Source organism: Belliella buryatensis (assembly GCF_900188245.1).
Lineage (GTDB): Bacteria > Bacteroidota > Bacteroidia > Cytophagales > Cyclobacteriaceae > Belliella > Belliella buryatensis.
In genome coordinates this window covers 103722-116726 of record NZ_FZOK01000013.1, presented here as the reverse complement: position 1 = coordinate 116726, position 13005 = coordinate 103722, and the positions used below count along the sequence as shown (strand labels likewise).

12 protein-coding genes and 1 tRNA gene are annotated in these 13005 nt (G+C 40.0%); 4 read left to right on the top strand and 9 right to left on the bottom strand.

Annotated elements, in window-relative coordinates:
* Positions 1-25: 25 nt before the first annotated feature.
* Positions 26-1549, bottom strand: coding sequence for a P-loop NTPase family protein (locus tag CHB66_RS13780; protein WP_089241928.1), 1524 nt, complete (start codon positions 1547-1549; stop codon positions 26-28).
* Positions 1550-1552: 3 nt separating this feature from the next.
* Entirely contained in the window at positions 1553-2653 is a 1101-nt protein-coding gene (locus CHB66_RS13775) for a vWA domain-containing protein (RefSeq protein WP_089241926.1), read from the bottom strand.
* 64 nt (positions 2654-2717) lie between these two features.
* Here CHB66_RS13775 and CHB66_RS13770 point away from each other — a divergent pair, with 64 nt between their 5' ends.
* Positions 2718-2927: a hypothetical protein gene (locus CHB66_RS13770; protein ID WP_089241924.1), complete on the top strand. Its 210-nt coding sequence runs from the start codon at positions 2718-2720 to the stop codon at positions 2925-2927.
* A gap of 10 nt (positions 2928-2937) precedes the next feature.
* Here CHB66_RS13770 and CHB66_RS13765 read toward each other — a convergent pair whose 3' ends face one another.
* Positions 2938-3177 carry a Kazal-type serine protease inhibitor family protein gene (locus CHB66_RS13765; RefSeq protein ID WP_089241922.1) on the bottom strand — a complete coding sequence of 80 codons (240 nt, stop codon included), beginning with the start codon at positions 3175-3177 and terminating at the stop codon, positions 2938-2940.
* Between the two features lie 147 nt (positions 3178-3324).
* Between CHB66_RS13765 and CHB66_RS13760 the strand changes: the two genes are divergently transcribed.
* Together CHB66_RS13760 and CHB66_RS13755 are read left to right on the top strand one after the other, a co-directional pair.
* Complete coding sequence (locus tag CHB66_RS13760) at positions 3325-3927, top strand: trimeric intracellular cation channel family protein (protein ID WP_089241920.1); 603 nt, start codon at positions 3325-3327, stop codon at positions 3925-3927.
* A 186-nt stretch (positions 3928-4113) separates the two neighbouring features.
* Positions 4114-4656 carry a hypothetical protein gene (locus tag CHB66_RS13755; RefSeq protein WP_212668464.1) on the top strand — a complete coding sequence of 181 codons (543 nt, stop codon included), beginning with the start codon at positions 4114-4116 and terminating at the stop codon, positions 4654-4656.
* A 14-nt stretch (positions 4657-4670) separates the two neighbouring features.
* Here CHB66_RS13755 and CHB66_RS13750 read toward each other — a convergent pair whose 3' ends face one another.
* From CHB66_RS13750 to CHB66_RS13725, 6 genes are all read right to left on the bottom strand, one after another.
* Positions 4671-5183: a RidA family protein gene (locus CHB66_RS13750; RefSeq protein WP_089241918.1), complete on the bottom strand. Its 513-nt coding sequence runs from the start codon at positions 5181-5183 to the stop codon at positions 4671-4673.
* 19 nt (positions 5184-5202) lie between these two features.
* On the bottom strand, positions 5203-6408 hold the full coding sequence (locus CHB66_RS13745; RefSeq protein WP_089241916.1) for a glycoside hydrolase family 57 protein: 1206 nt from the start codon (positions 6406-6408) through the stop codon (positions 5203-5205).
* A gap of 2 nt (positions 6409-6410) precedes the next feature.
* Entirely contained in the window at positions 6411-7691 is a 1281-nt protein-coding gene (locus CHB66_RS13740) for a glycosyltransferase family 4 protein (protein WP_076497600.1), read from the bottom strand.
* A gap of 10 nt (positions 7692-7701) precedes the next feature.
* Positions 7702-9618 carry an amylo-alpha-1,6-glucosidase gene (locus CHB66_RS13735; RefSeq protein ID WP_089241914.1) on the bottom strand — a complete coding sequence of 639 codons (1917 nt, stop codon included), beginning with the start codon at positions 9616-9618 and terminating at the stop codon, positions 7702-7704.
* A gap of 365 nt (positions 9619-9983) precedes the next feature.
* Positions 9984-10059, bottom strand: a tRNA-His gene (locus CHB66_RS13730).
* Positions 10060-10135: 76 nt separating this feature from the next.
* Positions 10136-11485 (bottom strand): dihydroorotase, encoded by a 1350-nt coding sequence (locus tag CHB66_RS13725; RefSeq protein ID WP_089241912.1) that lies wholly within the window; start codon positions 11483-11485, stop codon positions 10136-10138.
* Positions 11486-11621: 136 nt separating this feature from the next.
* Here CHB66_RS13725 and CHB66_RS13720 point away from each other — a divergent pair, with 136 nt between their 5' ends.
* Positions 11622-12986 (top strand): DEAD/DEAH box helicase, encoded by a 1365-nt coding sequence (locus CHB66_RS13720; RefSeq protein ID WP_089241910.1) that lies wholly within the window; start codon positions 11622-11624, stop codon positions 12984-12986.
* Positions 12987-13005 lie beyond the last annotated feature (19 nt).

The following is a 13005-nucleotide window of genomic DNA, read 5'->3' as shown; positions in this document are numbered from 1 at the left end:
GATCTGGGCTATTTTCTTTTATAAATCAATTATCATCCTCATCAAAGTCATCTTCATCGGGGGCGCCCATGTCAAACATGGAGCTGAAAAGGTCTTTAAATTGCATGCCTGTATCCAGAAGCTTCTTGCTCAACTGACTGTATTCTGCCAATCCATGAAGTGCAAATTCCATAAAGAATTCTTTCTCTTTTTCAGGAAGTCCTTTGATGGTGGCCGTGATGATGTCCTCTAAGCCTGGCACTTGATGCAATTCTGATTTATATTCCTTGTCTGATTGTGATGCCAAGACATCCAAGGAATTTCCTTCGCCAAACCAAGATAATGGCAACACATAAGGATTGCCTTCTTTATCCTTTTTCTTTTGCTCAGGTGAAGGGAAATAATCCACAAATAAGGTTCTGATGGCTTTTCCTATCAAGTTGTAAGCAACCAAGCCTGCGCCTTCCTGCTCTCCTTCATAAACCAATTCTACTTTTCCGGTAATGGCAGGAATAACACCAATCAAATCTGAAATTCGAACAACCGTATTTTCTTCCTTATTTTTATAGAGTCTTCTTTCAGCAGCTGAAATCAAGTTTTCATAAGCCGAGATCGTCAACCTTGCCGAAACCCCACTTTTCTCATCCACATACTCGCTGTGTCTCGCCTCTATCGCAATCTGCTCAATCAAATCCTTCATCAACTCAGGCACATGGATTTTGTCCAAAGGCTTTCCATCCAATTTGGCTTCCTGTGCAGTGATTTGTTTCCCGATTTCAATAGTCTTCGGATAATGGGTGATAATCTGACTTTCAATCCTATCCTTCAATGGCGTCACGATAGATCCTCTATTGGTATAATCCTCCGGATTCGCCGTGAAGACAAACTGAATATCCAATGGCAGCCTCAATTTAAATCCTCTGATCTGAATATCTCCTTCTTGCAAAATATTAAAGAGTGCAACCTGAATTCTCGCTTGTAAATCTGGAAGTTCGTTGATTACAAAAATCGATCTGTGCGAACGCGGTACCAATCCATAATGAATTACCCGTTCGTCATTGTATGAAAGCTTCATGGTCGCAGCCTTGATGGGATCTACATCCCCGATCAAATCGGCAACTGAAACATCTGGCGTGGCCAATTTTTCAGTGTAGCGGTCTGCTCTGTGCCACCACTTGATTGGCGTGTGGTCTCCTTTGGCTTCTATCAATGCCAAGGACGAGGCAGAAAGAGGTGCAAGCGGATCGTCATTCAATTCGGATCCTTCTATCACGGGCACAAATTCGTCCAATAAAAAAGTCATCATTCGAGCGATTCTAGTTTTTGCCTGACCTCTCAAGCCAAGCAAATTGATGTTGTGTCTGGAGAGAATGGCTCTTTCAATATCAGGAATTACCGTATCCTCGTATCCCCAAATCCCCTCAAAGACATTTTCGCCCTTCTGGATTTTTGAGATCAAGTTTTGTCTGAGTTCTTCTTTGATAGACTTGGGTTCGTAGCCGGCGGCTTTCAATTCTCCCAAGGTTTTTATTTTCAGTAATTCTTTAGCAGTCAATTTATTGTACTCCATTTTTTAAAATCTTTTAGTTCTGTTACGCTTATAATCTTCAAAAATCAAATCTCCGAGCCCTTTCAAGCTACTGTAATAGGCATTTCCATTGTTAACTTTGGTGAATTCTTTGACAAACTCCTTCAGATAAGGATCTGAAGCAATCATAAATGTTGTCACGGGGATTTTTAGCTTTCTGCATTGCGCAGCCAACTTGAGCGTTTCACTCAATATCTTGCTGTCGATCCCAAAGCTATTTTTATAATATTTGATCCCAACTTTTAGACAGGTGGGTTTACCATCTGTGATCATGAATATTTGCTTATTGGGATTCTTTCTCCTGCGAAGCAAATCCATGGCTAATTCTAATCCTGCGACGGTATTGGTATGATATGGACCAACTTGCAAATAAGGCAAATCCTTGATTTCTATTTGCCAGGCATCATTCCCAAACACAATGATATCTAGTGTGTCTTTAGGGTATCTTGTTTTGATTAATTCAGCAAGGGCCATGGCCACTTTTTTCGCAGGCGTGATTCTGTCTTCTCCATAGAGAATCATAGAATGGGAAATGTCGATCATCAAAACAGTAGAAGTCTGCGTTCTGACTTCATTTTCGACAACTTCCAAATCATCTTCAGTCAGCAGGTAATCTCCAGAAAAACCATGATTGACTTGAGCATTTCTCAATGAATCCGTCAAAGCAATCTGATCAAGATTGTCACCAAAAGAATAAGGTCTTCTATCAGTCCCTTTTTCATCGCCTGCTCCCGAGTGGGTAGTTTTATGCTGTCCGCCTTTGGATTTCTTTAATTTCCCAAAAATTTCTTCTAAAGCTGATTTTCTGATTGATTGCTCCGCTTTGCCAGTGATTTTGAATTCCCCTTTTTGATTTTCTTCAGTCAAATAGCCCTTGGATTTCAGGTCTTCAATGAAGTCTCCAATTCCATATTGTGGTGTAGTGAGGTTGTATTGCTTATCCAAATTGGTCAACCAACTCAAAGCCTCTGCGACATCTCCTCCTGTCATGGTGACCAATTGCAAGAAGATATTTAAAAGGTTTTCGAAATTGTTTTTTTCTGGATCTTGTGGGGGTATGTATTGTGTAAATCTGAATCCTTTCATCTTGGGCTTATAACAAGATAGTCCCTAGGCTAGTTTACAATAGTGTCGGATTAATTTGAAAAAGATGAAAAATTACCTCTTCCCCATCTATCTAGTCACTGCCTTGCTCTTGGTTTACGTGACGGCTATACTTGCCAACCTCAACACAGCTATTATTCTCTTCGCCTTTTCCATCTCTCCGGCACTAGTGATCTGGATGGTTTACAAGGTACTTACAGCAGATGTTGAAGTCAACTCAACTTTTGAAGAAAAGTGGTACGAGGATGTTCAGTAAAAGATAAAACTCACTTACAGGCACCCTTGGTATAGGATGTAACGCCAGCGTTGATTGCGATACAGTCATTGCCATAGGTCTTGTTGTCACACCCGCAAACAGGTGCGTAAATCATGTAACATGCTGCGTCTTTGTTGATTTTTGAAGGATCTATGAAATTAGAGGATTCCAATGGACTTAAATCCTCACACTGAAACGCAACCAAGATAGCTGCCCCACATAACATCAAAATTATAATCCAATTTTTCATAACCGTGCGTGTTTGATATTCTCCTGACGAAAGTCATACCAAAAGTGCTACAGAAGTATTTGATTTTTTATATAAATCATGCAGCTCGTACTTTTAGCAATCATTTTACTTACCTTAGCTACATTATAAAACCTAATTATTAATCCATTGGACTTACAATACCCCCTTGAGCTAGCAGGCACATTTGTCTTTGCAATTTCTGGTGCATTGGCTGTCAAAGATCGGGAGCATGACCTATTTGGTGCAGGTTTTACAGGATTCATTACAGCTATAGGAGGGGGAAGTTTGAGAGATATGCTATTAGGAAGCTATCCTTTAGTCTGGATTGGAGACGTCTATTTCCTCTATTCCATCTTCGCAGGTATCCTATCAGCTTTTCTATTTCAAAGATTCCTTTTGAAACTTCGCAAAACCATGTTTCTATTTGACACACTAGGAATAGGATTTTTCACTGTATTGGGTGTGGAAAAAGCATTGAACCTTGGTGTCAGTGTGGAAATCGCCGCTATCATGGGGATGTTTTCAGCCGTCATGGGTGGCGTGCTGCGTGATACACTCACCAACGAAATCCCGATTTTATTCCGGAAGGAAATTTATGCATCCGCTTGTTTGGCTGGAGCAATTTTATATTTGATTTTAAACTATTTTGGCTTAGAAAGAGACTACAACTTGTTGATCTCCATGTCAGTGGTCATTACGATTAGACTGATTGCAGTCAAGTATAAGTTGAGTTTGCCGAGTTTAGATTGAAATTCTTTCTGGACTAAATAATTTCATATTCATGATGTAAATATTTTTAGAATTATCTAAAATAAATTGCTTTATTGAGTTTTTAGTTGTAAAATGAAATTAATTTGAATTGAGCATCTATTTGTCTGATTTTTAATTATAGACAAGGCTATGAGATCACGCTTCCATATATTGTTCTTAGTTTCTATGCTCACTTTTTTTTGTTCACATTTCGATGCGATTGCCCAAGAAGAGGCTGAAATTTTCACTGCCAAAAACTCGATATTTGTTGAGCTAGGGGGAAATTCAATTTATTATTCAGTGAATTACAATAGAATCCTACTTCAGAAGGATAAATTAAAAATCTCGGGAAGTGCTGGGTTTTCAGTATTCAAACAAAGTGGAGGGAGTCAGTCTTCAAACATTTCTCCCTTTTGGTCACCTATGTTACCACTTGAAATTTCCACTTTCTGGGGAAAATCAAATCATCATTTGGAAATTGGCACCGGTCTTACTTTTTATGCTTCTCGTGCATTAGTATTCAATCCAGATGCAGCCAATAATTTTCAACAAGACAAATCTCTAGAAGCAATCCTGCCCCTGAGAATAGGCTACAGGTATCAAAAACCAGAAGGAGGTTTCTTCTTCAGAGTTGGTTACACTCCTGGATTCAATCTTTTTCTGAGTTCAGAAGATAGTCCAAAATTCCATCCTCTATGGGGAGGAATCAGTTTGGGGAAAAGTTTTTGATAGCAATAATGATTCTACTTCGCCGCAACAGCTTCTATTTCAATAAGCAAATCTGGATTGGCTAAGGCGAAGACAGCTATGGTACTTCTGGCTACCTTATTTGGATTTGCATCATTGTTGAAATATTCTCCATAAGCCTTGAACCAAGCCTGCCAATCTATATTCCCCTCCTGATCAGGTGCTAGATAAACTCTTAAGAAAAATACATCCTCCATGGTAAAATCCGCTTCTGCAAGCGTCGCCTTGATTTTTTCTAGGGTGCTTTTGCTTTGCTGATATGTATCTCCATATCGCTTGTAAGTTCCCGGCTCTGCGTCCACATCTACAACATCAGCTACCAAGCCAGAAGTGTAAAAATATTCCTTGTCTTCTGGAATATATACTCCTTTGAGTATACTGGCATCAGGCCGATCGAATCTCGTGATGATAGTTTCCACAGGATCCTTGCCTTTTTCCTCTACTTTCACCTGACAAGAAAAACCAAGCATAAAAGCTAATAATGATACAATAAAGATATTTCTGCTCATGGGGAATGGTAGTTTGGGTTTATGTAATCTGCTTTTTGAGATGCTGCTCCACTCTGAGAATGAAATCACTCAAGGCATTCATGTAATTGATGAAGGCATCATAGGGCGAATCATAAGGGCTGAAATACGCGTGAATATCTCCATCGGAGAAAAACTTGGTACACATGTAATAGAAATGATCAGAGGTCTGTAGGTAAGTCCAGTCCCGCTGAATCTCTTCATCTTCGATTAGCTTGACCAAATGCTCAAGTTGATACAATTTCTCAAAAGCTTCATCCTGCAAATCATTACCAAGCCAAGCGGTCAAATCCCGCTCTTCATCTGCCCATGAAATCGGAGTGGGCACATGAATAGGAGCAATATTTTTTGCACGCTCCAATACTTCTGAAGGAGTAGAAAATCCAAAGTCACTTCCTTGAAACACTGCCTCTGGAAGGGCTTTCATAAAATCAAAAATCCCTGAATCAGCCCATTGATGCTCTCCAAAAGTTTCATAATCCATAAATAAGTTGAGCGTTTCTTCTTCTTTTGGAATCATATTGATCCAGTTGACAAACTTATCGGTAGTCAATGGATAATCTGGCCAAGTTTTATTGCTAAATCTAAAAGCAATATCGTCACTGAGTTGGAAATTTTTTAGCAATACCTTGAGCTCCGGCTTGATGGCATTTTGATAGACATAATTGGGACTTTTCCATCCCAAGATATGTTTGGCACCTTCCGTCAATATTCCTCTGTAACCCATTTCATAGACCATCGCACCAATGCTATCAGAATAGATCAACTCAGTATTTCTGAAAACCTTCGGCTCATATCCATTGAAATGCTTCTTGATTTTTTCTTTGTGATTCTTCACCATGCGAGCAAATTCATCATTACTTTTCAATGAGCACAAGGCATGGGCGTCTGTTTCACTGAGCAACTCCACATGACCCGTGGCCACTAGTTTTTGGAAACTCTCCAATACATCTGGCGCATATAGCTCGAATTGATCCAAACAGACACCAGAGATTGAAAAGCTTACTTTGAAAGCCCCATTGTAATGATTGATCAAATCCAACAGTAAAGCATTCATAGGTAGGTAGCATTTTTGTGCGACCTTCCTCATGATACTTTTATTACTATAATCATCCCAATAGTAATGATCGTCTCCTATATCAAAAAACCTATAAGGCTTAATCCTCAATGGCTGATGAACTTGAAAGTAAAAACAAATGGTTCTCATGGCTATTCTTCTGTTATTTTTTCATACACGGTTACTAATTTGGCAGCTACATGCTCCCACTTGAGGTTTTTCAACTCCTCGCTTCCAAGTTCTTTGAACATCTTGGAAATACTCTGATAATGTAAAAGGGCAAAAATGGCATCAGCCATAGCATCCACATCCCAAAAATCAATTTTGATTGCATTTTGTAACACCTCCGCTACACCCGATTGCTTGGATATAATTACGGGTGTATTATGCCTCACTGCTTCTAAGGGCGCAATTCCAAAAGGCTCCGATACCGAAGGCATGACATACACATCAGACATGGCATACATATCATCCACATCCTGCCCCTTCAGGAAGCCCGTAAAATGAAACTTCGTCCCAATCCTCAATTCAGCCACCCTTTTGATCATGGCATTGAGTAAGTCTCCGCTGCCTGCCATCACAAATCGCACGTTAGGATCTCTTTCGAGTACTTTTTTGGCGGCCTCTACAAAATATTCAGGGCCTTTTTGGAAGGTAATCCGACCTAGGAAAGTGACGATTTTCTCTGGCACTTTCTTCTTCACCTTACTTTCTATGATACTGGCATCTAGCACAGCGTTATGAAGTACGCTTACTTTGTCAGGATGAACACCATACTTATTAATGACAATATTTCTAGTAAGGTGACTTACAGCCACCACATGATCAGCAGCATGAAGACCTGCATATTCTATATCAAAAACCGGCTTATTCACAGACTCTCCAGACCGGTCAAATTCTGTTGCGTGAATATGTGCCACTAGAGGCTTACCACTCATTTGCTTAGCTGCGATACCAGCAGGATAAGCTAACCAATCATGCGCATGAATGACATCATGATCCTTTGACTTAGCTATCTGCGCGGCGACCAATGCATAACGAGAAACCTCCTGAAGGAGATCCTTACCATACTTACCGCTAAACTCAAACTTATTGCTAAAAATACTTTCATCTACATCAGTGCGATCATGTAGCGCGTAGTCCGAATATTTCTTAAACTCTTCTGGACTGAGGTATGGCACCAAAAAACTACTCACCTCTAAATAGGTAAGATTCTTCCAAATTTCTCTGAATTTCTTCTCTCTGTAATCTACCGTCACATCACTGGCATTGACAAAATCAGCAAGAGGTTCTTCATCACCCCACAATTTGGGAACGACAAAGATGATGTCTTGCTTATGATGAACCAAACCTTTGACCAAGCCATAGCAAGCTGTACCCAATCCTCCAGAAATATGTGGTGGGAACTCCCACCCAAACATTAAAACCTTCATAAAAATCTGCTTAAACTTTTTTCACTAAATGCATCATTCGCAACAACTCACCCACACTCCAGGCCTGTGAAATAGCTCCTTTAGGGCGATGTGGTGGGTCTCCATCATATATTTCAGCCACTGTACCTATACCATATTGAGTCATCACTCCATCAAATGATTGAATGATTTTCTCAATAAAGTGCTTTCCTGATTTTCCATGTAGCTTCAAATAACCTTCTGCAAAATGCCCCAAGAGCCATGCCCAAACGGTACCGTTGTGATATGCTCTATCACGGACATATTGATCTCCAAAATAGTAACCCTTATAGCCAGGGTCATCGGGGGATAATGTTCTAAGCCCTCTAGGAGTCAAAAGCTTGGATTTGATGACCTCTAATACTCGATCCATTTGACTTTCTTCCAAAGGAGAATGTGGTAACGAAACCGCAAAAAGCATATTTGGCCTAATAGACCAATCTTTGTGATTTCCATCTACCACATCTGCCAAGTACCCTTTCTTCTCGTCCCAGTAAGTAGACACAAAACTTGATTTTACCTGCTCTGCTAGAGTAGCAATCTCTTGATCACCAGAAAGCTCATGATAAAAACAAAGCGCATTATACCACAAGGCATTGATTTCAACTGGGCAACCTATTCTTGGCGTCACAGGACCATCTGAATTTACCGCATCCATCCACGTCAATGCAATCCCTTCTTGACCTCCATAGATCAAACCTGATTCTTGCATATGAATGTTGAAATCTGTACTATTTTTGAATCCCTCAATGATCCCCTTGAGCTTTTCTAAATATTTTTTCTTGACTGTCTTCTCATCTCCAGTGAAAGCGATATACTGCTGAAGTGACCAGAAGAACCATAGTGGCGCATCCATGGAGTTCATATTGCGCATGACGCCACTTCCCACATTCGGAAAAAGTGGCCCGCTCAAGTCAGCAACCATGGTATCCATGATCTCTAGAAATATATCCTTATTTCCATGGGTCAAAGTCAACCCTGGACTGGCTATAAAAGTATCCCTGCCCCACCAACCAAACCAAGGGTATCCTGCAATCACGTGGGTTTTCCCATCTCTTTTCTGAATAAATTGACCAGCTGAGTTTAGCAGACAATTTTCGAAATTATTTCTAGGAATCCTCCTTGCTAATTCCTTTTCAAATGCACGCTGTCGGGTAGCCGGATCTGCTTCCGTAAGGCCAGCTGAGAAAATCACGGACTCTCCCTTTTCTATGTCAAACTCAAAATATCCAGGCACAAATAGATCTTCTTGATAAGCATAGCCTCTTTCTCGCTCTTGGATGTACTCTATATTATGATACCAGTTGGGAATACTCTGAAAGTCATTCTTTTTGGAGAGTTGCAAATACAAAGGGCTGTACTCCGGATATAGTTGAAAAACGGCTCCATTCGGGGCTTTTTTAAAACTTTGATCTATACGATCATTGGCCTTGGATAATTCATGATATCCTCTGAAAGCCAAAAAAGGGCTAATTCTAATTTTGGTTGGGGAATGCGCATCTAGTAAGGTGTACCTAATCATCACCCTATCTCTATTAGTATCAAGAATCAATTCCTTCTGAAGCAATACTCCTCCAACTCGGTAAGTCAGCTTTGGAATGGGCTCTGAGTCAAAATCTTCCAAATACTTATGCCCTCTTGGCGAATAATTACCAGGATACTTATTGATCCCTAAATTGAAGCTGGCTCCTCTCTGAATTACAGTTTCATGAACAGTAGACAACAAAACATGTAATTGGCTGTCAATTTGGGGCTGTGGAGAAACCAATAAACCATGGTATTTTCTGGTATTACATCCTATAATTGTAGTACTTGTATAAGACCCTCCACGATTAGTTCTGATGATTTCGCGATCTAGGGAATAATTCAGGTTGATTAACTGTGTTTTATCAAAATGGATATAACTCATTTGGTCAAAAGTTTGGAGATTTCCATAAAAATAGTTTTTCCATCCCGAAAGAAAAATATTCTAGCAAAAAATAAAGGTTATGTTTCCATAACCTTTAATAATATCTCGACTTAAGAGCCCATACTTTCTTTTTGTAATTCTTCAAAGTTGCGGAGAGACTCCTCAAACTTTTCAAAATAGCACTGAATGAACTTTAAGTTCACAGGCTGTATTTTTGGGAATTTTGGCGAAGCTTTGAATAATGTAAACATTGCCGTATTTCTTTTGATTTTTAAAATTTTATATTTTTTGAGACAAAATTTATGCCACAATAGTTCAATTTTATTTGTTAAAAATGAAAAAACCCCTCTAAAAAGAGGGGCTTTGGGTGGAAGACCGGGTTCGAACCGGCGACCTCTGGATCCACAAACCAGCGCTCTAACCAGCTGAGCTACAACCACCATTTTAACGCTTCGAATCAAGCCTGATGCCTGATTGGACTGCAAAGGTAATATCCGGTTTTTTGGTAAACAATACCCTAGTCAATTATTTTTCTGGAAAATTTCAAGCGCGCTCCTTTTTTCTCTTCGTGGAATGTACCATTCTCGTACGCCAAATGTCCAGAAACGATCGTATGGGTTACTTTTGATTTGAAAGTATGTCCTTCAAATGGAGACCAACCACATTTGGAAAGTACATTGTCTCGCGACACAGTCCATGGATTATCTAGATCTACGATCACCAAGTCAGCATGATAGCCTGGTCTGATATACCCCCTTTTTTCAATCTCAAATAAGATGGCAACATTGTGACACATTTTTTGCGCAATCTGATCCAATCTGATTTTTCCAGCATGATACAAGTCCAACATGGCAACCAAACTATGCTGTGCAAGGGGCCCTCCTGAAGGAGCTTTGAGGTATTTCTCTCCTTTTTCCTCCAGGGTATGTGGTGCATGGTCAGTAGCGATCACATCAATATTTCCTTTGAGAACACCTTCTAGGATTTTATCTCTGTCCACAGCAGTTTTGACAGCAGGATTCCATTTGATGAAATTTCCTTTCTCTTCATAGTCTTCATCTGAGAACCACAGGTGATGGATACATGCCTCGGCAGTGATGCGTTTTTCTTCTAGCGGAAGTCTATCATCAAACAATTCCACTTCTCTACCTGTACTAATGTGCAACACATGGAGCTTGGTACCATATTGTCTAGCAAGATCTACTACCCTCTTGGAGGCGTCATAGCAGGCTTCTTCTGACCTGATTTTTGGATGGTAGCTAGGTGGAATATCATCTCCAAATTCATCCTTGTACTTCTCCAAGTTTTCCTTGATGATATTGTCATTTTCACTGTGCGTTGCGATCAGGAGCTTGCATTCTGCAAATATTCTCCTGAGGCTTTCTTGATTATCTACCAGCATGTTGCCAGTAGAAGAACCTTGAAAAACCTTGATTCCACAGACATTTTGAGGATCTACTCTTAGGATCTCTTCAATGTTATCATTGGTAGCACCAAAGAAAAAAGAATAGTTCGCAAGGGATTTTTCGGCAGCTATTTTGTATTTATCTTCAAGAAGTTCAATGGTCGTCGCCTGAGGCACGGTATTAGGCATCTCCATGTAAGAAGTAATTCCACCCGCTACCGCAGACTTACTCTCTGTATAGATATCAGCCTTATGAGTCAGCCCCGGCTCTCTGAAATGTACCTGATCATCGATTAGCCCAGGGAAAATGTATTTTCCACTAGCATCAATATGGATGTCAGCCTCAAACTCAGACAAATCTTTTCCTATATTATAGAACACCCCATCCTGGATCAAAATATCCATCGGGGTAATCTTACCTTCATTTACTATATTTGCACCTGTTATTAAAATACTTTTCATGGGTTGTTAAGATTTGATGAAAGGTTTTTGATTCAATTTATCCTAAATGGAAAAAGCATATAGTCGTAATTAACTAGAAAAATCAATTTTGAGTTTTTCTTTTTCTTTTTCCCTTATCCTGTAAAATTAAACAAACATGTCTGATAGCCTTCTATCTTTTGAGAATTTTAAATTGAATAAACAGCTAATGGAAGCTGTCAAGGAGGCGGGCTATACCAAGCCCACACCTATTCAAGAAAAAGCCATTCCATTGGCATTGGCTGGACATGATGTGTTGGGTATCGCACAGACAGGTACTGGAAAGACAGCCGCCTATGTCCTTCCTGTACTATTCAAAATCAAGTATGCACAAGGTCAACATCCTAGAGCATTGATTTTAGCTCCTACTAGAGAACTTTGCATGCAGATAGAAGAAGCTGTGATTCAATTTGGGAAATACACTGATTTGAGATATGTATGTCTATATGGTGGCATTGGCCCTAAAACTCAGATTGAAAAACTCCAAGCAGGTGTAGATATTATCATCTCTACCCCGGGAAGATTCCTAGATCTCTACAAAAAAGGGGAAATCTACGTCAGAGACCTCAAAACGATGGTCATGGATGAAGCAGACAAGATGCTAGACATGGGCTTTATGCCTCAAATTAGGGGAATCCTAGAAGTAATCCCGAGCAAACGACAGAACCTACTCTTTTCAGCTACCTTCGGATCAAGAGTGGAGAACCTTTCTGCTGAATTCCTCGAGTTTCCAGAGCGAATAGAAGTCACTGCTCAAGCTACCACCGCAGAAACTATACAACAGACCAAGTATTACGTACCAAACATCAAGACTAAAATCAATCTGCTTGAATACCTACTGCAGGACGAGTCTGTAAATCGGGTGATCATTTTTACCAAATCAAGAAAAAACGCAGAGTCAGTTTTTAGTTATTTGCAACGAAAGCAACTAGGAGAAATACGTGTGATCCATGCCAACAAAGGTCAAAACACGAGAATCAACTCCATGGAAGACTTCAAAGCAGGAAGTGTAAGGATTTTGGTAGCTACTGATGTGGCGGCTCGTGGATTAGATATTTCCATGGTTAGCCACGTGATCAATTTTGATGTTCCCCTGATCTATGAAGATTATGTACACAGAATAGGCAGAACAGGCAGAGCTGAAAATGAAGGTAAGGCCTTTACCTTTATCAACCCAGCCGAGGTTTGGCATTTTGAGAAAATTGAAGAAATCATCAGGATATCAGTTCCCGAAAGTCAAATACCAACAGAAGTCAGTGTTGCACCTACACCTTTCATAGAAAAACAAGGCTATGAAAGAGAAATAGACAATCAAAAACGAAAAGACAACCCAGACTTCAAGGGTGGTTTTCACGAGAAAAAAGCCCGACCAACAGCTAACCCTAACAAAGCAAAAGAAAAACGAGGCAACAAAAACTCAAAAGCCAAGCGTAATAGAAATCAGATGAAAACCCAAGGGAAATGGAAGAAAAAAGGAGGTTAAGCAGTAGCTTAACCTCCTT